Annotated in this window: 17 protein-coding genes; 9 read left to right on the top strand and 8 right to left on the bottom strand. The window is 40.9% G+C overall.

Annotated features, from left to right (window positions below; genetic code table 11):
• Positions 1 to 59 precede the first annotated feature (59 nt).
• The 3 genes from HWQ44_RS14885 (at position 60) to HWQ44_RS14895 (ending at position 8,737) form a co-directional block, all read left to right on the top strand.
• On the top strand, positions 60 to 812 hold the full coding sequence (locus HWQ44_RS14885; protein WP_292719780.1) for a hypothetical protein: 753 nt from the start codon (positions 60 to 62) through the stop codon (positions 810 to 812).
• Positions 809 to 7,165 carry a DEAD/DEAH box helicase gene (locus HWQ44_RS14890; RefSeq protein WP_292719782.1) on the top strand — a complete coding sequence of 2,119 codons (6,357 nt, stop codon included), beginning with the start codon at positions 809 to 811 and terminating at the stop codon, positions 7,163 to 7,165. The genes HWQ44_RS14885 and HWQ44_RS14890 overlap by 4 nt, the downstream gene beginning before the upstream one ends.
• Positions 7,166 to 7,630: 465 nt before the next feature.
• On the top strand, positions 7,631 to 8,737 hold the full coding sequence (locus tag HWQ44_RS14895; protein WP_292719784.1) for a DUF5895 domain-containing protein: 1,107 nt from the start codon (positions 7,631 to 7,633) through the stop codon (positions 8,735 to 8,737).
• Positions 8,738 to 9,054: 317 nt separating this feature from the next.
• Here HWQ44_RS14895 and HWQ44_RS14900 read toward each other — a convergent pair whose 3' ends face one another.
• From HWQ44_RS14900 to HWQ44_RS14910, 3 genes are all read right to left on the bottom strand, one after another.
• Entirely contained in the window at positions 9,055 to 9,783 is a 729-nt protein-coding gene (locus HWQ44_RS14900) for a hypothetical protein (RefSeq protein ID WP_292719786.1), read from the bottom strand.
• 3 nt (positions 9,784 to 9,786) lie between these two features.
• Positions 9,787 to 11,778, bottom strand: coding sequence for a M23 family peptidase (locus HWQ44_RS14905; protein WP_292719788.1), 1,992 nt, complete (start codon positions 11,776 to 11,778; stop codon positions 9,787 to 9,789).
• Between the two features lie 113 nt (positions 11,779 to 11,891).
• Positions 11,892 to 12,200, bottom strand: a complete 309-nt coding sequence (locus HWQ44_RS14910; protein ID WP_292719790.1) for a hypothetical protein — start codon at positions 12,198 to 12,200, stop codon at positions 11,892 to 11,894.
• Between the two features lie 130 nt (positions 12,201 to 12,330).
• Between HWQ44_RS14910 and HWQ44_RS14915 the strand changes: the two genes are divergently transcribed.
• The 6 genes from HWQ44_RS14915 to HWQ44_RS14940 all read left to right on the top strand — a co-directional run bounded on the left by HWQ44_RS14915 (position 12,331) and on the right by HWQ44_RS14940 (position 17,279).
• The gene (locus HWQ44_RS14915; protein ID WP_292719793.1) at positions 12,331 to 13,029 is read left to right on the top strand and encodes a hypothetical protein; all 699 of its coding nucleotides are present in this window, start codon (positions 12,331 to 12,333) and stop codon (positions 13,027 to 13,029) included.
• A 107-nt stretch (positions 13,030 to 13,136) separates the two neighbouring features.
• Positions 13,137 to 13,691, top strand: coding sequence for a hypothetical protein (locus tag HWQ44_RS14920; protein WP_229475107.1), 555 nt, complete (start codon positions 13,137 to 13,139; stop codon positions 13,689 to 13,691).
• Positions 13,692 to 13,916: 225 nt separating this feature from the next.
• Positions 13,917 to 15,695 carry a bifunctional 3'-5' exonuclease/DNA polymerase gene (locus HWQ44_RS14925; RefSeq protein ID WP_292719797.1) on the top strand — a complete coding sequence of 593 codons (1,779 nt, stop codon included), beginning with the start codon at positions 13,917 to 13,919 and terminating at the stop codon, positions 15,693 to 15,695.
• A gap of 473 nt (positions 15,696 to 16,168) precedes the next feature.
• Positions 16,169 to 16,471 (top strand): hypothetical protein, encoded by a 303-nt coding sequence (locus HWQ44_RS14930; protein WP_292719799.1) that lies wholly within the window; start codon positions 16,169 to 16,171, stop codon positions 16,469 to 16,471.
• A gap of 282 nt (positions 16,472 to 16,753) precedes the next feature.
• Positions 16,754 to 16,969, top strand: coding sequence for a hypothetical protein (locus HWQ44_RS14935; protein WP_094332270.1), 216 nt, complete (start codon positions 16,754 to 16,756; stop codon positions 16,967 to 16,969).
• 124 nt (positions 16,970 to 17,093) lie between these two features.
• Positions 17,094 to 17,279, top strand: a complete 186-nt coding sequence (locus HWQ44_RS14940; RefSeq protein WP_292719802.1) for a hypothetical protein — start codon at positions 17,094 to 17,096, stop codon at positions 17,277 to 17,279.
• A 94-nt stretch (positions 17,280 to 17,373) separates the two neighbouring features.
• Here HWQ44_RS14940 and HWQ44_RS14945 read toward each other — a convergent pair whose 3' ends face one another.
• The 5 genes from HWQ44_RS14945 to HWQ44_RS14965 form a co-directional block, all read right to left on the bottom strand.
• On the bottom strand, positions 17,374 to 17,667 hold the full coding sequence (locus HWQ44_RS14945) for an HNH endonuclease (RefSeq protein ID WP_094345565.1): 294 nt from the start codon (positions 17,665 to 17,667) through the stop codon (positions 17,374 to 17,376).
• 347 nt (positions 17,668 to 18,014) lie between these two features.
• Complete coding sequence (locus HWQ44_RS14950; RefSeq protein WP_292719807.1) at positions 18,015 to 18,704, bottom strand: hypothetical protein; 690 nt, start codon at positions 18,702 to 18,704, stop codon at positions 18,015 to 18,017.
• A 278-nt stretch (positions 18,705 to 18,982) separates the two neighbouring features.
• Positions 18,983 to 20,065, bottom strand: coding sequence for a site-specific integrase (locus HWQ44_RS14955; RefSeq protein ID WP_292719809.1), 1,083 nt, complete (start codon positions 20,063 to 20,065; stop codon positions 18,983 to 18,985).
• On the bottom strand, positions 20,044 to 21,387 hold the full coding sequence (locus HWQ44_RS14960; protein WP_292719811.1) for an SAVED domain-containing protein: 1,344 nt from the start codon (positions 21,385 to 21,387) through the stop codon (positions 20,044 to 20,046). Before HWQ44_RS14960 ends, HWQ44_RS14955 begins: the two co-directional genes overlap by 22 nt.
• Positions 21,384 to 21,845 carry a hypothetical protein gene (locus tag HWQ44_RS14965; RefSeq protein WP_292719813.1) on the bottom strand — a complete coding sequence of 154 codons (462 nt, stop codon included), beginning with the start codon at positions 21,843 to 21,845 and terminating at the stop codon, positions 21,384 to 21,386. The genes HWQ44_RS14960 and HWQ44_RS14965 overlap by 4 nt, the downstream gene beginning before the upstream one ends.
• Positions 21,846 to 21,927 lie beyond the last annotated feature (82 nt).

The following is a 21,927-nucleotide window of genomic DNA, read 5'->3' on the forward strand; positions in this document are numbered from 1 at the left end:
TTTCTCCCAACGAATCTCAAGAAAACCTAACAGATACAATTCAAAATACCCTAAATGAATTGCAAGCAGAAGGTGAAATATTAGCAGGAACGCGAAACCATTACTGCATTGCTCCTCCGATGGTTTTAGCCCAGAATAAAGAAGATTTAACAAGTTTGCTATTTCGGGGCGATCGCGCTTATTTGACTCTGGCTCATCAAGTCCTAGAAAGTCAACAAAACCCTCCAAATCCTTTAGTGTTACGCCCTCAAAGTAATCAATTTCATAGGATTAGAAACCGTCTTAATCAAGTTGGTATTCGTTTGCTGACTATTTCAGATAGCATTGAAAATTTTCCAATCCCAAGAAAACCCTTGAAATCGGAGTTGCGTTCAACTTGGACAGAAGACCCTTTTTCTATCAAAAATTGGCAAAATGGAAGCTATATTCAGCGATACGTACCCTGTAATGAAGCGCAGAAAGAACGTTGGCGCAATCCGAGCCGCGAAAGTATCAAAAATGAAGATATATTGCACTTACCCACAGGTGAATATCTCTGGTTTGAAGACCAAAATTTTTATGAATTAGAGCCAGATTTAGCTATTTTAGCCATGTTCTACCAGGACAAACAAATGGGATGTCCTTTAAAAATAATTTGGGATGAACCTCCAGGAAAGTTAAATTTGCAAGGTGTCTATCTTCCCAGTACCTATGCACGGTGGTTATGGCATATTTCTGAGCCTGGAGAAGAATACAGAACTCGAAATTTTCAATCAAAAAACTGGCCACTTGTAAAAGAAGCATTTAAACGTTTAGGAGCTAAATTAGTATGACTAAATATCTAGATCCAATCGCAGCAGTTGAACAACCCCGTGCAGACTTTATTCGCTATTTACTTACAGCTTACCCCCTACGTGACCCCCATCTCCGCTACGGTTTTAAGCAATTATTAGAGCAACCTGGAAACCTTTGGCAACATCCTTACCTCGAAGGTTCTCAGCCGTATAAATCAAGTCTTAGTATCAATGATTTGGTCGAACAAGGGGTTTTACACCCTGATATGGCAACACTATTTATACCTAGTAGCCGTCGGTTGTACGAACATCAAGAAAAAGCTATCCGCGCAGTTGTGGAACAACAGCAAAATATAGTCGTTGCGACTGGTACAGGTTCGGGAAAAACTGAGTGTTTCCTGACACCCATGCTCGATATGCTGATGAAAGAAGGAGATAATTTATCGATCGCTGGAGTGCGGGTGCTAATTTTATACCCGATGAACGCTCTGGTAAATGACCAAGTTAAACGTCTGCGGCAATTATTATGTCGCCAAAAGACGACAAACAAAACTAAATTTGGATTCTACACCAGTCGCACCGAAAAAGACAGAGGTAAAGCAATAGAGTCATTAAGAGAAGAATTTGCAGCTTACGATCCAGAAGAACTGCGGCAATTATTTACCTTGGCTGAAATAGAATCTATAAAAGATGAAGAATTAATTGATAAAGCTATTGAAAAAACTAGCCAAGTGCAATTACTCTCAAGAGAAGAAATGTGGGAAGCACCACCCCATATTTTAATTACCAACTACTCCATGCTGGAGCATATGTTGATTCGACCCAAGGAGCGAGAAAAAATTTTTGAGGCTTCAGTAAATACTTTCAAAATGTTAGTAGTAGATGAAGCTCACACCTATGATGGTGCTAAGGGTAGTGAAGTTTCCATGCTGTTGGAGCGTTTTAAAGCTTCCGTAGGTGTGGAACAAAAAGGTAAAATTCGCTGCATCGCTACCAGTGCCAGCTTAGGAGATGCTTCGGTTGATGATAAAGTTATCGCATTTGCAGGAGAGTTTTTTGGTGAAACTTTTAGTCAAGTAATTCGCGGTCAGCGTCTCAATGCCAAAGACCGATTAGGCAAACCTTATACCCTACCTGCTGCACTTACTAATGAAGAAATTATACAATATTTAAGTATTATTGAATTACCACAACAAGGTTCTCCAATTAGTTCTTGGTTTGACCCACTGAGCGCTATTGTACCCGAACAACAACTAAAATTAGCTGAGTCGCAAGCTGATAGCGATATCCACAAATTCCTCTGGTTTGCTCTCAAGGGACATCCCTTAATACATAGACTGATTAACATACTTTGTCGCGAACCTAAACCTTGGGAAGAAATAGTTCGCTCTACAGAATTATGGGGTGTAAATCTGCCAATTAAATTAGATGGTAGCGTTGATGATACAGATGCAGAAGTTGCACTAGCTCATTTGCTGCAAATAGGTACTCTCGCTCGTGCAAATCCAGATGATTTACCTTTACTTCCTGTGAGATTGCATCTTTTATTTCGCAGTTTAGAGGGACTTTATGCCTGTATTAATCCCAAATGTTCGGGAGCAGCGCACGACCCAATTTATTCAGACCGTGAAGTACGATATGGGCAACTTTATTTGAATGAGAAAAAAACCTGTGAATGCTGTGGTTCGCCTGTATTAGAATTGGGTAGTTGTTCCCAATGTGGTCAGGGTTATGTATTTACTCAACGTCAAGATTCGGGAGAACTAGAATCTCTACCCAGATCAATTCAAGCATTAAAGGATAATACCAAGATTTACACTTTGACTTCTGGCAATTTAGACAGTGTAACAGAAGAAGAGGAAATGGGTGAAGATGAAGAGGAACAAGAATCAACAACACTAAAAACTTTTAAATTTGTTGAACTTCAGAAGCATGGCTGGATTGGTAAACTTCCAGATGAAGCGTTTACAAACAAAGTAACACCAGAAAATGAATTTATTTTAGCATGGCATCGCCAAAAAAATGATGAGGATAAAGGCGGTTGTTATTTAAAAAAATGTGCTGCTTGTGGTGCTGGAACTGGGCGCACTACTCTAGCAATTAATCGATTTGTGACTTATACAGATGGCCCATTAGAGGCGATGCTTGATAGTCTCTTTGAACTACTACCAGAAACAGAAAAGACTGATAAAAACTCTTCAAAGCGGAAAATACTTACCTTTTCCGATGGTCGTCAAGATGCAGCCTTTTTTGCCTCTGACTATCAACGTACCCATACCGAAATGCTATACCGCCAGATGCTTTGGCAAGCATTTAACCAGGTAAAAAATACTGAAGGTATTACATCTGTTAATCAAGTAATTCACCAACTGAAAGCAGACTTTTTAGAATTTTATATTCCTCACCCTGACCGAAAATCTGATGTAAATTATAAAAGCTACCGTCCTAACGATCCAGAAGAGGAACCTAAAGATAGAAAAAATAAAATAGATGCGGAAGATTTAGCTCAGAAACGAGCTAAGGAAATATTAGTTAAAGAATTTGCTCTTTATTTTAACCGTCGTTTAACCTTAGAAGCATTTGCATTGTTAACTTGTCATATAGAATTGGAGAAGCATTTAATAGAGTCAGTTGCTGGTAAATTTGAAATCAGCAATGATGAGGCGCAGATTTTCTTGACAGTGATTACTGACATCATCCGTCGCACAGGAATTGTTAGCATTGAAGGCTCATCCAGCTACTTTCAAGAAACCGGAGGCGATGGCCGCCGTCCCGAAATGATAGATGCTCAGGGTAAGTCTAAAAATTACCTATTTCTAGAAAAGTCAGATGATGACACAAAAAAATATAAAGACTCTCCCTCTTTTATGCCTTGGAAACAAGGAAAGGTGAGAAAACCACCAAATCGCTTGGGTTGGTACTTCTTACAAATATTTGGCGAAGAGGAACTTCCTAGTAAAGAAGATTTTATATGGCTTTTCCGGCAACTTCAAGACTTTGGCTTACTTGTTTCAGCTAAAAAGGGATTTCAACTCAACTGGGGACTGTTAAATATTTTTGAGACGCGGCAAGATTGGTACAAATGTAATTGCTGCCAGCAGATTTTTCATGTTCCAAGTTTATCAAAAATCATTCTTGGAAAACTTAGCGTTCAAAGATGTTCGGCTTATAAATGTGGTGGTACTCTTGAGCCTTACACACCTGAAAAAATTGAACAAACCTCTGCCGAACATTACCAGCAGTATTTAATTAAACAACGCTTACCCTTGCCACTGCGATCGCAAGAACATACAGCACAGCTAGGTGTTGCGGAACTAGAAAAACGCGAAAATCGTTTTCGCCAAGGTCGCATCAATATGCTCAGTTGTTCGACAACCTTAGAAATGGGTGTAGATATTGGTGAGTTGCAAGCGGTGGTTCTTCGCAATTTTCCTCCCCATGTTAGCAACTACCAGCAACGAGCAGGACGCGCTGGACGACGCACAGATGGTGTAGCTATTACTTTAATGTATGGGCAACGCCGTCCCCACGACCGCTTTTATTTTGAGCAACCAAAAGAGTTAATTGCTGGTAGCAATCAAATTCCCAAGCTTGATTCTGCTAACTTCCAAATACAGCAGCGTCACATTCATGCTGAGTTACTAGCTGCATTTTTACGAAAAAACTGGAATCTCAGTGCAGAAGAAATAAAAATAGCAGAGTTTTTGGATTTACCACTAGAAAATCCTGCTTCCTCTGAAAATTTCACTCCTGCTGCTGAAGCCAAGATTTGTAAGTTAAAACAATGGCTAAATAGCGATGAAGCAGCAGAGCTAACCGCGCAGTGGCTAACTCGGTTAGGTAGCTTTGAAAGTCAAGCAGCTATAGTGCTGAGAGGCTTTAAAGATGGGATTGAAGATTTTCAAGAGCAGCAACTTCAAGATTGGAATAGTTTAGCGGAAGATATGCTTGAACTACGAAACCGCATTACCGATCCATCTGAAACAAAAAATTTAGAGAAAATCGCCAGACTCATCGCTGGGACAAAGCGCGAACTTGATAAAATTGGCTCTCGTCGCCTACACAACGAACTAGCGCAAGCCAGTATCCTACCAATTTATGGTTTTCCTATTGACGTAGTTCGCCTTTTGACCGGGGAAAGCAATGAGTATAATTCGGCACAAGGGAAACATCGACTAGAACGCGATCGCCGACTTGCTCTTGGTGAATATGCTCCAGACCAAGAAATAATAGTAGATGACCGAATGTACAAAAGTGTTGGCATTCTCAAACCAACAGAATTAGAACAAAAATTTTATTGGGTTTGCCAAAATTGCAATCATTTTTTAGATGCTAATACGGGAGATGAACTAGTAGAATCCTGTCCCGTCTGCGGTGATGAGCCATCCTCACCTGCGGCTAAAAAAATGAAACTTTACAAGGTTCCCAAAGCATTTACAACTGATTGGGAAAAGCTTCCAGAAGTCACCCCCTATATCAAACCGCAGCGTCAACCAGTATCTCAGATTTTCTTGATAAATGATGGGGATTTATCAGAAACCTTACCACCACAATTGGGTTTGTATACTCTTACTGTTAGCAAAGGTGGAAATTTCTTTTTAGCTAATCAAGGTTCCTATGGTAAAGACAAAGGGTTTGATAGAAAAGGATTTGCAATTTGTACTACCTGTGGACGCGATTTGAGCGATTTATTACCCAAAGGAGAACCGAAAAAAAGCCGAGGTAAAAAAGGAGCCAATAAAAACTCTGCAACTAGCCAACAATCATCGCAAATTCCTCATACTCATCCCAGAACAGGAAAACCATGTTCTGGCCGCTATACATTGATGCATTTGGGACATGAATTTTGTAGCGATTTGCTAAAAATTGTCTTTGATTCCAAAACTGAACCTACACCCCTGTTCGGCGAAGATGGAGAACGCGAAGATGACGGCGAAATTTTTACCAATACAAAAAATCGCAACCGAGGTTTAGAATTTTGGCGTTCTCTCACTTATGCATTGTTAGCAGCAGCAGCCCAAGTAATTGACGTACCGCGTACAGAATTAGATGGGCTGTTTACGCCTCGTTCGGACAAACGCGCTAACATTATTATTTATGACAATGTGCCTGGAGGGGCAGGGTACAGCCGTCGCGTTGCCGAACGCTTTGATGAAGTTTTAAAGACAGCATTAAAAATAGTTTCATCATGCAACTGTGCAACTAGTTGTTATGACTGTTTGCAAACTTACTCAAATCAGCCATTTCACAACCAATTTAACCGTCATTTAGTGGCAGATTTTCTTATACCGATAGTTGAGCAAGTCAGTCCAGATGAAGAATTACAAAAATTTGCTCCCAACTCTAACAGAATAAGTTTGTCTCTCATCGCAGATATTTTACCAGCAATTTGCCGAGCGGCTGCACCAGATACTTTAATTTATTTACCCAAACTAACCGATGAGTTTGGTTTAAATAAAGGTTCAAATTTGCCTTGGTTAAATCTGCTTACAGATGCAGTTTACTCTATGAGACTGATTAATAAGCCACTTGAATTAATAGTAAACCATTTGCCAGACCCGAATACACTTTCAGATGCTTCTTTAGATCAACGAAATCACCTCAAGGTTTGGCGAAAACGCTTACAACAGTTGATAGACCAAGGTTTAGTAAAACTTTACCAGGTCTGTGCTGAAAATTTACATCAGGATGTCCCAACTCTCTGTTTCAATAGCAACCAAAGTAATCGTATTGCACTGTCATTGCAGCAATTCTCAAACAATGAACCATCAACATGGTTTCAAACCCGAAGCCCAGAAGGTGTTAAAACAGTTATTAGTCGGTTAGAAAAATTACGCCAGGAAGCAAGACTTGTTCAAGCATCTGAGTTAGAAGATATAAACACTACCGTAATCTTCTTAAACCCTTCTGAGAAGGAATGGCGCGGCGACTTCAGCATGTCAGAACTTAGAAATAAACTGAGATTAGAGGCTGCTTTATCTGGAAGCGAGGTGACGAAGATTATCTACCGCGATCGCTATCTGAGGGAAGAAGGGGCTTCCATTTTAGTTGAATTATTAAAATGGGGTGGATTTGATACTCAATCTCATGTCGAAATTCTCACAACTGAAGATAAGGATGCTAAGAACGCTTTTACCATAGAGAAAGAGCTTAAAAAAATATTTGTTCAACTCCAACCGAATGAAAATAATTTGTCGATTCGAGTTAAACGCTCAGTTGATTTCAAACAATGGAGTCACCTTATTCCTCACGGTCGCGTTCTGGAAATCTACCGACAAGACGGACTGCATTATCAAGTGATTTTTGACATCGGGATGACCTTTTTAGCAAGAGAGCGCGGAAAATATCGTGTTAAATTTACTACTTATGTAGTAGTTGAGAAAACCATTTAAAATTTGAGGATGGCGAAGAATTGGCGTTGCACAATAGAGGGCTGTATTATCCATAAATTTCACTTTTACTAAATTAAAGGAACCATACACTTAACCCAGTTTTTGGTTAGACTGGGACTCACATCCCATCTATTGCATTTTCTTACCTCAGTGTTAGCCTCATGGGTGCGACCTCGCAACAGGAGTAGAAAGCATTAGCACTTAAAACGCTTGTGGTAATACACTTTTAACTTAAACACACAAGCGTTTCTTACTTTTAACATAATCGCTTAGCTAGACTTCAGTTAGACGAAAGGCATTGAGCCGAGATCCGCTATCAGAACCGCGCGAAAATGAATGGAAATACTTTATTTTATGGCGTAATTTAAATCTGTGGTGGAGAGTAATTGCCTCATAAACAACGATTTGTAAATAAGTTTTGAGGCTAACGCCTCATGCCTTGGGCAATCATATTTATGTAGTCCAATGGTTAAATCTAGGGTTTCAAACAACTCTAATCGCTCCAATCAATCTACTGCCAAAACTGCTGCTTCTAATCCCAAAGTTAATACCAAAGCTCAAGCAGTCAATAAGAAAGCTCCTAACACTCAATTGTCAGACCTTGATATTGACGATATTGACCCAGAACTTCTCAGCGACAGTTATAACCAAGTTAGACGACCGTTACTGCCTTACGGCATTGTCGTTAATGACAAACCCGCTGGACTTCTGATTCCAGAAGATCAGCTAGAAAAGGCTGGCTGGCTTGATATACCTGATGAAAACGACCTAACTATTGTCACCCTAACTGAAGATGTTACTGGACTCTTAATTACTCAAGCACGGTTACTAGTTTTAGCTTTTGTACCAGAGTATATCCGTTATAAATCAGATGTTGAAGACTTGGGTGGTTCTTTTGTTGGGCTTTATGATGAATACAAGCATAACCTTGACAAGAAAACAATGGATGTGTGTTCAGAACATGCACTGGTGTTTCTAGATGAGGATAATCAACCCCTGCATACTACTCCTGTCGTTGTCCGCTTTAAGAATGTAGCTCTCTGGAGTTTTAAGTCGGTGCGTGAGGAGTTTTACCGTTCTTTGGAGAAAACCTTTGCTGACTATTTCCAAGTGCCATTTAGTGGCAAAAACGATAGGTGGCGTAGCTTAGGTGTGCTGTCAGTCGAGTTCAAAGCTGTCAAAGAGGGCGAAGGTAAGAATAAACACGACTGTTGTAAGACTGTAGACTATACTAAACCCACCGTTGAAAATCTGTCTCAATTTTATTTAGGTCAGCCCACAGCTAAAGCCTTAATTTGGCAACAACATGATGCGATCGCTGGTTTTAATGAACCTCAATCCCTACCTGCTTTACCGGGAGAATCGGTATCTGTAGACGTGGAAGTATTGCCACCAAATAATAATAGGAACAAAATTCAAAGCGTTCGTAAATCCAAACCAGCGACCAAGCCACCTCGCAAAATTCAACTTATTGACGATGATGACTTCCTCGATGAAACCGACGATTTGGAAGCTGAGTTAGACGATGATGATTTTGAGGAGGAAGACGATGAACTGGATGATGAGGAATAGTCCAATGCAACTATAGCGTCTGTGCTGGTAAACAACCCAGTACTCAGTGCTGAGTCCTGAGTCCTGAGTCCTGAGTCCTGAGTAGATTAAAAGTCACTGAGTACTTATGTACTTGGTATATGCCCCGCACAGCATCCACTTGTGGGCGGCCAAGTTTTAACTCAGCACGAGCTAAACGCCCCGCTATCCATGTACAGCACTCTTCATCCACCACTGACCTAGATACCGATTTAATGGGAATTTCCTAGAGGTTTTAGAATAAAACTCTGCCGTAGCTAAGATGACTATGGCAGAGTTTTATTCTAGATTTTGAGTTATCAACTTTGGAATTTTTTACCAGTAGTGAAAAGCTGACTATCAGCAAGTTGATAGTCGTTGCCATTGAAACAAAAATTCAATTGGCGTAGCTGCTCTTGCTCGGTTTGCAGTACCCTAATGCACGGTAATGCCTGACCTCGGTTCTCTCCCACTGACAACAAATGCTTACCTGGTGGCAGATTGGAATTCAAGTAACTCAAGAATACCTGAGTAATTGGTTTGTCATTTCTGAGCCAGTAACCAGTATACAGACATCCCAATGCACCACAGACATCAGGCGTATTCAAGTTGAAAACTGCGAACCTGCCGTCTTTTCCTTCCACACTCCAAGCCAGTATATTTTTAGCAGATACTTTGGCATTCAACTCTGTATTTTCTACAATCACCTGTTCAACGACTGTAGCAGGCACAACATTAGCAGCTTTGTTCCAAGTAACGGTTGCCGCATTTAAGCTACAGCCCCCTAAGCTCATGAGAATCGACAGCAACAAAAAGATGCCCAAACCAATGCGAAACCAATGAATCCAGTAGCGTACCCTCATAGTCGGTGCTGGTAATTGATATGCAGTTGCCTTCAGTGGTTGAGACTGAGTAGGGGAGGCGGAGTCAGAATAAACTCCCTTTCCTTCCCCTGTTTGCCCAAAGTGTATTTTTGAATTGGTATCAGTATCCAGTATTTCTTTTATCTCATGGGGTGAAGTAATAGAAGTTTTAGATAAATCTGTCATCCTCTACCTTCCATTTTCAGTATTTTTAGCAGTGCTGATGTAGCTAGAATTTACATTGGGAGAACAGGTCAGCGTTCGATTATCGCTATTACTGTTGCGATAACTAGCTAAAGTGGTTTTGCCGTAATCTTTGAGACTGAGGCGACCGAGGGCATCTGAGCCATTTCCATCAACTTTGCTGTAATCACCACCAAAATGCTTTTGAGCCACTCGTTCAATTAGGCGTTCGCGCAGCGTCTCCGAAGGAGAATCGCCCGTAAATGGCTGTCCTGTAGCCGGATCGATTTGCTCTTGTGTCACTTGAATTTTGTTAGCCATATCAGCCATAAATGCCCTATCTTGGTCAGCTGGAGGAAAAAACTCAAATAGTTCAGCCTCTGTTGGTTGATGCCCTTGCTCCACTTGACTCAGAAACTCTTGACCTCCAGGCTTGGCAGCAATTAACTGCACTGCATAGGGGTTATAACTCATGAACTGGTAGCGACCGAGAGCGCGACCACAATTTAAACCTCCATCCGCACAGGTATGTATGCCAACTGCTTTGTAATCCCCGCTACCAGCACTCTCAATTTCCGCGATCGCATTTGAGAGCGATCGCAAATCAATACCGGAGAATGATTGATCTGTTATCGATTGACTAGCACTACTAAAGGTGCATGGATTTATCTTCTCTATTACTCCAGTACCGTTGGTAGTCTTAGCTTTCGGCTCTCTTGTAGCTCCGGTTGGTAAAGACGCGGTATTTGTCCTCTGTTCGTTCAAATTGCCTACAAATATTAGGGAGTTAACCTTGTAGCTGAAAAAAGGAACAGGCCCAATAAAATAAGGTGTACAACCCATTCGCCAAGCACAGAATCGAAAGAACAAAGCCGTATCTACCGTATCAGTAGTTTCATCCGGCTCCATTACCACCACCTTAAAAGCTTTACCAAACGGTAGCCTTCCTGTTGGTTCCCGACCGTTATTCACTGCTTTCAGGATACCCCGCCCGCCCTCGACTTCTTGGTATTTACCGGAAATCCACTGCTTACCTTCCAACTTACTGCGATCGCTACGACCTGCATTTTCCAAATCGTCCAGTTCTAAATAAGCGCAGTCTTTTTGGGTACAAGGCACAGAAAACCCTTGCGCGTCTGAACCAGAAATCGTATTGTTACGGCGGTTTTCTGTTGGCCCATAAACTACATCAATCCGCATTACCAAGCTACCAATTTCAGTAATGGGATTAGGCATTAATCCTAAAGGTACTTGTCCCAAACCAGGAATATCCGAAACATTGCTATTCATCCAACCTGTAAATTGTTGTAGCTGTACTGCATCTAAGTTAGGAATTGAAGAGATAGAAAACTCTGACAAGTTGATTTCTCCCAGCTTCATTTGCCCAACTTCATACTGTGTTAGTACCTGAGCTAGTGTTAAATTAGATGCAGCAATCCCCTGAGATTTTAGTAAGGTTGCAACAGGTGTAATATTGTTTACTTGCGTCTTAGCCAATTCTGGAACAACCTGAGCCAAATGGCTCAATGTCTGCTCACCAATCAGGGGAAATTCACTCAGGGCAATTTTGTTTGAATCTATACTGTTAATGTCTGTGTTCGCCTCTGGTACTGTGCCCAGAGCGATCGCCTGGATCGCTTGCAAAGAAAACTCCTCTGCCTGCAATGCTTCACTGATATCTCCTAACTTCAAATATTGGTCAGGAGTCATACCCACATTCCAAGTACGACTCAGGTCATAACCTAGTGTCTGGCTGTAGGGACTGCCATCAATTGCACCAGATTGACTGATACCTGGTAGCTCGGCCAGAGAAATACGGCTCCAGTCTGGGAGCAAAACTTTAGTCGCAGGTAGTCGAGACTGAGGATTTGCAACTTCTACAATTCGAGTCGGTAAATTGCCATCACCAATTGTGTTGATTGTACCTTGTGCAGCGATACTATAAATAATACAAGCAATGACAATCAGAAGAGATATCCGTGCTTTTGGTATCTTCATAATTTCAGGTTTAAAAATGACAGCAACTATACCCAAACAACCAAAGTGATTTATTGAATAAAAACCCAATTGATTGTTGCTTATGGGGTATAAAAAGAGAGTGAAAATATGACTTATAACTCTAGCTCCTTTTCTGCTGACTGTTGACTTTTCTTAGACTTGTAACCTGAGCCAGAGCCATATCCTGATAATTGAGGATTGGGATTAGCAGCCGATTCAGTGTAAGGTGTATCCCCAAGATTGATTTCAAAAATATTCTCTTGATAACCATCCCTAAATTGGTCTGTTTGCAAGGGATTACTACTATCTCCAGAACTTGATTGCTCAACACCGTAACCTTCAGATTGATAGCCACTGCCAGACTGATAATTACTACTGTCGTCAGTATCAAGATTTTGGGTAATTGTAGGTTCGTTATTCATTGGCATTACCTAAAAAAACTGTATCAATGCCAGCATAAAGAGATTTATCTAGTATCAGTATTCACCTATTGGACATTAATTTTTTAGCCGATTGGCTATTTTTGGTGATGCGCTCATATCGAGATGAAAAATGGAGCAAATGAATTTGATTTCACCAGAATTAATGGCAGAAATCAGTGATGGTAATAGTACCAACCTGCCAGACAATACCCGAAAAATGCTGCAAATTCTGGCAAGTTTAAATACACCAAAAGAATTATTAGCAAGTCTTTTGGAAATAGCTGAATTTTCCCTACACCATGTTCGCTACCTTGCAGGGCCATTGGTAATTCATCGCAGTCCTTGGAGTGATACGATTCCCCAATGGCTGAAGTTTGCTTGTATTCAGGAGCGATTGGAAGTTATCTTCACTGAATACGAACAGGATCAGGTTGGTGTTTCCAGCACAGCCACAGAAGTTCTTACCTACATGATGCCTGCAACTTACGAAGCACCTCTGCATAGGGATTACGCTGATCTTTATCTTTGGGTAGGTAATGAAGTTTTAACCAAATACGATAAATTACCAAAGGGTTGCAAGAGTTTTTATGAATTTATAGGTGATAGTGATACGAGCAATGCCAGCAATAATCGCATCATTCATTTTAATCAGGTAAAAAATGAATTCAACTATCTTAGCAGGTCAATTCGACGCAGCATAGTTAAACACGCAGCACAAGAGGGGTGGGGTAAGCGTAATGTCAATGCCTTGCCTAACTTAGATTCGACCCAAAGCATTCCAACTCCTAAACCTTCATCAAATTCAACTGTACAAATTAGCCTGTTCTGAATTTTCAATAAATCCTCAGTCTATTCAAATTTTCATCTGAGGATTTTTCTGTTATATGGAAGCGATCGCTTCTTTAATTATGAACATAAATTTTCAAGTTAGTCATCATGAATACTCAAGAAATTCAAGAAGTTTTAAATCATCTCATCATTGGAATTACAGCCTTCTATACCGTTGTGATACTCGTTGATTTCGTTGTGGGAATAGTCAATCTATGGCAGAAATTTACACTCAACATCGAATACCATATTAACCACACAATATCTGAACAATCACACCTTGAATCTAGTGATATTAAAAAATCTCTCAATTTGAAAAATAAAAATCAATCAACTAACCATATTACATCAAAACCAGAACCTCAACCAGACAACTTTATTAGCATTGATGTAGACAAAATTGATTTACGGACAGCCAGAAAAATTGCTACTGCCATAAAAAAAGCTTCAACATCCAATCCTGACTTAATTATCAAACAAAAAGTCAACAGTAAAAGTGTTCCTTTAGCCTGGTTGCAAGCACAGATTAAGCATCGTTTAGAACTGGCACCAGAAATTGTCACACCCATTATTAGAGAATTGGCTCCTACTGCTTTTACATCTGATGGAGAGAATATTCAGCATTCTAACATTGCAAAAACAGGTAAGCGTAAAGTCAGTTAATCATAGAAAGAGAGGAATATCGATATGGCAATTATCGCTCGGATGAGAAGACAAAAGTACTTGCTGTACAATCTTTCCAGCAAAGTTTTTGTATCTCCCTCAACTGCACACCGCTATAGTATTACCTCTCTTTAATAGGTTTTTAAATCTTTGTATAAAACTAATTTGAAGTTGCTAGATATACAAGCTATCGCTTCTAGGTGATAAATTCAAATTTAATTCATTATGGCTATAAGCTTAATAAATACAAATAACACCAGTATTTATACTCCAGAATATACTCTTGCTTCCAATGTTTCAACTCTTAATTATGCTCTCCAACCTCTGTTTCATGCAGAAATTTTAGCCATAGATTGTGAAACAACAGGACTTGACCCTCTAACTGATTCTATTAGACTGATTCAAATAGCTGCACCAAACCATCCAGTACTGCTAATTGATTTACCAGCTATTCCCAAAAGCGATCGCCCACTACTCAAAAAACTGCTTTGTAACTCTGCTGTCAAAATTGCACATAATGCCAAGTTCGACTGGCAATTTCTCACCCTCGCAGGACTTCAACCCTCTGGTCAATTCTTTGATACCCAACTTGCTTATAAAGTTATAACCGCAGGATTAAAAACAAGCTCATCCTTACAAAATATAGTTAAAAAGCTACTACACCTTCAACTAGATAAAACTCAACAAATTAGTGATTGGTGCAAACCTCTTACCAAGGTTCAATTGCACTATGCTGCCGTAGATGCTGCCATATTACTTGACCTTTACCCAATTCTCCTCAAAAAGTTAAAGCAGGCAAAATTACTCAAAATTGCCCGACTGGAATTTCAGTGTATGCCTGTTGTAGCTCAAATGGAACTTAACGGAATGCTATTTGACTTGTCCCGATGGCAGATACTGGGTGCAAAACTAGAAACTGAAAAAACAGATGCTTTAAGGCAACTCAAGCAACTCCGTATTGCTAGTTCTCAGATGTCATTGCTGCCAGAACTGACAGATGCAGTAAACCCGAATTCACCTCAGCAAGTTTTGGCTGCTTTACAAGCTATTGGGATCAAAATCAACTCAACTAATCAAAGTAAATTAGTTTCTTTAGCTGCACAGTATCCCATAATTCAAGCATTGCTAGATTACCGCCGTCTATCCAAAATTATCGGCACTTTTACCGAGAAACTACCCCAGCATATCCACCCCAAAACTGGGAGAATTCATCCTAACTATTATCAATTAGGGGCAAAATCCGGTAGATTTTCTTGCCGCAAACCACCTCTACAAAATATTCCCCGTGATGAAGCTGCTCGTAGCTGTTTCATTGCTGCCCCTGGCTATAAAATTATCAAAGCCGATTACTCCCAAATAGAACTACGAATTATGGCTCGGCTCAGTGGTGATACAAAGATGTGCCAAGTCTATCGCCAGGGGGCTGACTTACATCGATTAACAGCATCTCTAGTAACTGGAAAACATATCAATGAAGTGACTGAGGAAGACCGCAGACTAGCAAAAGCAATAAACTTTGGATTGATTTTCGGTATGGGCGCTGCCAAACTCCAAATTTACGCCCAAGTAAAATATGGAGTAGCAATGACATTAGAACAAGCAAAAGCTTTCTCTAAACGATTCTTTGAAGCTTATCCTGGAATAGCTAGGTGGCATGAAAACATCAAACGTAAATACATCCAAGGCATTAAGGAAAGTCGTACACTAGCAAATAGACGACGGAGATGGGTAAACAAGCCCCGACTATCAGAGCTATTTAACCATCCAGTACAAGGTTTAAATGCCGACATCAACAAATTAGCTATGGTAAAACTTTCAAATCCATTAGCTAAATTCAGAACAAAACTCATCTGTGTAAGACATGATGAAATTGTACTGGAATGTCCAGAGACTGAAGTTGACCAAGTTAGCCATATATTACACAATTGTATGGTTGCTGCTGCCCAAAAGTTTCTCAGCCCTATTCCAGTTGTTATAGATATTAAAACATCAAATAGCTGGTGAACTACCCCAACTTGCCCAGTACGACTGAAGTTTGATTTGCAGTCAAGCTATTCTGAGAAGATTTGTCAAAAACTCAATTGCCCTCCTCACCGTATAGCTCGTGCAAAATGTGGTTAGAGGGCGTTTTTTTTGAACCGAAGCACTATCCCCGTTCTATCCCAATACCGTTTAGTTAAGGACATTTATCTGTTGGGGCGGGCTGTTCTTGAGCAGGGGAAGCAGGGGGAGAAAAAAGGCTTAACTGAATGAACCGTATTGCACCCTATCCACTATTTATGGCTATTCCTGAATCGGTATTCTAGCCATTATAAATAACGGAACTATTTTAACTATATCTGCTTACGCAGATTTAGAGTGAATCAAGAGTTTAAAACCCGCTTAATTGGGTTTATTGGTGTGTCTATAAACTCTGTGACTGACAAATACCTGATGTAAAAAATGAGTTCCAATATTTACATATTTGAGGTGTATCAATGTCTAACCCCCGGATTTTAGGGGCAAGAGAAATTCATCTAATTTCACTCTACAGTCACTGGGAATTTGGTATGAAACCAGAAGAATTTTATGCCAAATGGGATGTGAGTTATGAACAAATTGCCTTAATATGCTGTCGTTCCGATTCTACGGTCAGAGGTTGGTTTAAGCAAGGTAAATTTAGACGCTATCCTCAGCCTAATGATTTACGACATTTGGCATTCATGGACTTTTTACTGGAATATTTTGAAGAAGTTCCCGAACAACTTTGGCAATTGCTATGTCTGACTCATTCGCCTTGATCTCAATAACATTTCTCTTCTACATATAGCAATCTGGTTTGATTACTGAAAGGTTTTTAAAACAAAAACTTTGTCCTGCAAGGTTTTCAGACTCAGTACACAATATTTCATTCCAGTCGGAACGCTATATATCTGTCCAATAAATCTAATACACACATAATTCTAATTGTCAATATCAATTTGACCTGTCTTTGAGTATACCTCCTCGTTTAAGGTAAAATTTGGCGATTTAAAACTACATAGCAAGCATGGTTATTTTACAGAATTTTTAAGGGGTAGAATATGACTTATTCTGAGCAATTAAAACCGTGGTGTATTGTCCGTGATATTCCCAATCAAGAAAATATTGTTGTGAAAAGATTCCGCCGACGTGATGATGCTGTTGCTTATCTGCAAGTGTTGAAGCAGTCAGCGAGAGATATTGCTTTTAAAATCATTTTTAAGGCTCAAAACGTCAATATGCCACGGCAAAATGAAGCTTTGAACGGTTCGTTTTGAGAAGATTTGAAAATCATAAAAATACTAAGTTAAAAGATCCTCTTCTTCTGGATCAGCACTCATAACAGCCCGTTCAATAAAGGTAGGGACTTGGGCTAAAATAGGCTGAAGATTACCTACAACAGTGGCAAAGGCAAAGGTGTTTATGCGATCGCAAGAAGGCGGGCGGGTACGCCATCGCGCTCATCTGCTTTACCGCTCCCACTCTCATCAACCACCATGCGATACTCCCGGAGGGAGCAGCCCTTTGGGCTATCGCAGTCCTAAAACTGACCGACAAGTGTTTGCTCCCGCAACTGCACTCTCATAGCGTGAGTGTGAAAGCGCAGATATTACAAAGGGCAATCGCACTTCATGTAGTGCCAGGGTGCGTTCATCAAGGTTCTGTAATGTTTGTGCATCACTCATTTGAACAATGACAATTGACCAGGAGAAATATTGCCTCGTCGGAATCGATGGTAGTAAAGATGACAACCACTACATAACGGGGCAAGATTTTCTAAGCGATTGTCAGAAGGATCAAAATTAAAGTGGTGTACCTGAAGTGTATAGACTCGGCGCTGGGATAAAGTTAGCTCTGGTGGCTTTTGTCCAGGACGCAGGCAAACGCGATTGCATCTAGTACAGCGCCAATCAAAAGATTCTTTGATAGAGGTGGCGATTTCTTTCCAATTCTGGGGATAGCGGCTGGTACTCATGAAAATACTTGAGAGAGCAACAACATGAGGTAATTCTAATCGATTAAGTACTCTTAAGTGGTATTTGTGGCACAGAAACCTGTTTAGAACTTTGACGAGTATAGTACAGACAGCTTTTATACCAACAATATAATCAGGACTAAATGTGATTGAGAAGTGGTGAGATAGTTAGGCGATCGCCTAACTATCTCCTAAGTAAAAAAGAATATTTATTACGTTTTCAATAATATTAATATTTAAAGCTGCTATTTTGAACAAAAAAAATTCTAGCACTCGTGAGAGAAATTAAGCTGGTGTTATGCCAAAAATCAACAAGTGTGTAGGCGTATTTAAAAATAATAAAAATACTAACTTGCCGGATGATATAACCCCGTATTTTCATTAAATTCCCACCCCATACCCGATTTATCCTTGCCCTTGCACCATGCCACAAAAAGCGGTGGGTGCAGCTTAATTCGCTGTTCGCGTACAGTTTCTTGACTTACACCAAGTCTTGAAGCTAAACCTTCTTCGCTTAATGGTTGCATTCGGGGAGTATGCACAATGAATGATGAATTGTTGTTGTACGATTTATTGCCCCGCTTTTGTTGATTGTTGAGATGATTTTGAATTTTAATAATCGCCTCGGTAAACTGTGTCATTCGGGCTGTTATCCCCTCAATTTTTTCTGATAAATCGGCGAGATTATGGATTGCTCCGGTTTCGTTGCTAGATTCACTCTTTAACTGTGACTCCAGCTTATCAAGTCGTGAGCAAATAGCTAATATCGTTTCATTCGTAGGACTTGGGTTACTATTGTTACTAGTAACTAAGTACTCCTCAACACTTGCCTTAATCTTAGAGTCCAAGCGTTTATCTAAATTATCGCCACCAATTGCATCAAGGTTATCTATATCATCTAGGTAGAGTTCGATAAATTGGGTCAGCGTGGCTGTTGCCGTCGTCCCTTTCGACTTACAACGGGCGATAAACTGCTCCCACATCTTTTGGTCGCAGTTAAAAGATGCCAGTTTCTTGTTTTTCCCTGTTTGGCTCATGTCTAGGTACTATCTAGGTTAACCGGGACTGGACACGACCGAATAAGCGCGTCATCCCGAAAAGATAACTACCTTGACAGGATCATTTTGGAGCGCATGAGTGCGATGGCGTACCCGCCCGCCGGATACTGTTGGCGAATGTAATACATTATTGTCTTATTAAGTATTACGTAAGCTCAAACCTTCAATCTGTAGTTGCGGCTTTGAGTTGTAACACTTTTGTCCGTGCGTTTGTAACACTTTCGCCAACAGTATCCCCGCCGGTGGCGATTGCTTTTTTACCGATGTTTGCTTTTTTTACGCAGTGCGTGAGAAGTCCCAACACGCCCGACATGGTGAATGTACTTTGCAGTTGTCGCCGGAGAAGCATGGCCCAAATCTGCTTGCAAGTCAAAATCAGAAGCTCCATTTTTCTTAGCCAGCGTCGCGTGAGTGTGGCGCAGAAAGTGGGCACTGAACTTAATTCCCGCAAAAGCAGAAATTTCCGCCATCATCAGTCGCAACCCCCGATCGCTTAGAGGTTTACCCCTATCCCGCCGACTGGGACTAGGAAACACCGGCTGATCATTGCTGGCATCGCCACGGTAATCCAGTAGCACCGCACTAGTTTCCGGATCGAGACTAATGGTTCTGGTTTTATTTCGTTTCCCCGTCACAGTTAATAACAGACAATCTCCATCCTCCCGAAACTGCCGCCAAAATAACCCTGGCGTAACTATGCGCTTACCATAATCAGAAGTTTGCCGCGCAATTTCTCCCGCCCTCACCCCACTGTAAAAGACGAGAGTCAACAGCAGCCAATGCATCTTATTAGTGTTGTGTTGCAAATCTACTTCAATCGCCGCTTTTTCCAACTTAGCAATCTCGCGTTCCGACAGAATGCGCTCTGCGAGCTTATCGTCCCATTGGATACTTAAGTCCTTGCCCAAGTCGATAGCAAAATAACCAATAGAAGCTCTAGTACCCCATTCCCACAAACTTTTAATCGCCGCCGTGTATTTAGCCGCAGTATTTTTACTAATTCCATAAGTATTTTTCTTTCCGCGTACTGGCTTTTCATCCTTGAGCCAAGCAAGATTTGCGTGTAGATGGAATAACGTTACCATCCTAAAATCAGATATCCCAAACCGCGACTGCATATAATCGGCAAGTTCATAACCAATTTGCCGATATGCCCGTCGCGTTTGGTCGCTTTTAATAGTGACAGAATGTACCCATAGCTCAATTAGCTGCTCCGTCGAATTAATTCTCTGGCGGTTGGGAAAATAATAATCCACAAGAGCAACCCGGGCTTGATCGAGCGGTAGAGTCACCACCTCCACAGCAAGTGATTCCACGCTTAATACAGGTAAATTTTCCATAAGATAAATCCCCAACCCCCACTGATAATTATGATGCCGAGAATGACAATTAATTTTTTAATGCTTCCAACAGCATTGTTGGCATGTTGTGGGGAAGTAATAGGATGCTCTCCTCTAATGTGAAGCAGTGGCTCACCTGTGAGTCCATACTTCTCCAGATTGACTTCGACTTCAGGAATAATATCTCGAAGAATACCTATGCTAACAACCAAGCGGGTTCCTGTTCCGCCTATCATCTGATGAGCCAAAGGATAAACGGGGGTTTCTTGAGTGGGATGAGCATCTGTTGCCCATACCTCTTCACGGTATTCCATTTCAATTGCGTAGCCCCTAACAGATGAGAAGACAGATCCTATTGCAAGACATGCTGCCAGACGACGATTGCCAGCAAGCCTGATTCGCTTAGTATTTCTATACTTTTCAATCCAGCTTCGAGTATCCTGTAGTTCAATGAGTAAGCGATTCCACTGTTGGGATGGGGCAATCGCACGAGTTTCACCACCAGAAAAAGGGGCCCAATCGAAACACAATCCATGATGCTCTGGGTTATTTTCAGAGGCAATGGCTGTGTAAATCAGGATGGGACTAAGGGCTGGTAGTTGACTGGGAGGAATTTTTTCTCGCAGTTTTGTCTCTAACTCTTTGCGGGTAATAATTTGATTCTTGCGCTGTCGTATAAATGTGCCTAAGTGATTATAAATATTATCAAAAGTTTTAAAAGATAAATCTTCATATTCACTCAGATTGTCAGCCAAAGACTGCTTAAAAAGAGCTTCGCCATGAGATTTTGCAGTGTTCCAATCTGCCTCGACTATCACCTTTTCAAAAATGAAAAAGGCATCTTGTTCTGTGCCGCCAATTTTTTTGACTAGGCGGGTATACTCTTTGAAAGAATTTTCTTTGACTGTAGAGTTTTCTTCATAAAAATCTTGAGGATTACGAACGCGGCGCAATCCATTTACCAAAGGCTCTAAGTCTCTGGAAACTCCTGCTGCTACAAGTATAAACTGCTGATAGGTGTTTGGACTACCAGCATCTACTTCTCGGAACCGTTGAATTTCATTTAAAAACTTAGATGGTTGGAGTGTATGGTCTTTAACTTCAAGAAACTCTATCGCAAACCCACGGCCGGGTACAAAAAACTTTGCCTCTACATCTCCAATTCCTTCCCGGATCATAGCTGTGAAGCCATCCTGAGCTAGCCAAGCAGGAATGCGAGCAAGCATGACTTGCTCCTGAAAGGAAAAGCCACCTTCAGCAATATCACCACCACGAGACTGTGGTTCTAGGAGTGAGGGAGTCAAATGTTCTTTCTCTGTCATGCGGTTTGCTGCTCAGTCGGTTTTTCCAAAATAGAATACCCTTCAACGGGATTGGAACTCCAACTTTGGAGTTTTGAATCTGAGGCGTGTGATGATGGTCCGAGCCATTTTCCAGTATCTAGCCACAGTTCATAGTAATATAACCATAATGCAGTCCACGGGATGATAGTCTTTGCAAGCAGCATATCTTTCTGCCACGGTTTTTCTTTGGGGTAGTAGAGGCATAAAGTTCCGTCTTTCCAAACATGGGGAGGTCGTGATGCCAAAGAGGGAGATATGACATTAACGGTTGGGTAAGAGCTGAGTTTGTAGCGGATTGCTACTCGATATTTTGGGGAAAACTGACGGGGTTGAAGCGTGCCTCGCCATACAGCTACCCCACGCTCTCGCCTGTAAGCGAACCCAGGAAATCGGTGCAATATGTGTAGGTTTTGCAGCCCCAGGTTGATAGAACCCATTTGATATCTTTTAGACGAGCAAGTAGAATCAACAGAAATTAGGTGCATTGAAACAGTTTAGGGTTGAAAATGGGGTATTCAA

It is taken from the genome of Nostoc sp. JL34 (assembly GCF_017114945.1).
Classification (GTDB): domain Bacteria; phylum Cyanobacteriota; class Cyanobacteriia; order Cyanobacteriales; family Nostocaceae; genus Nostoc.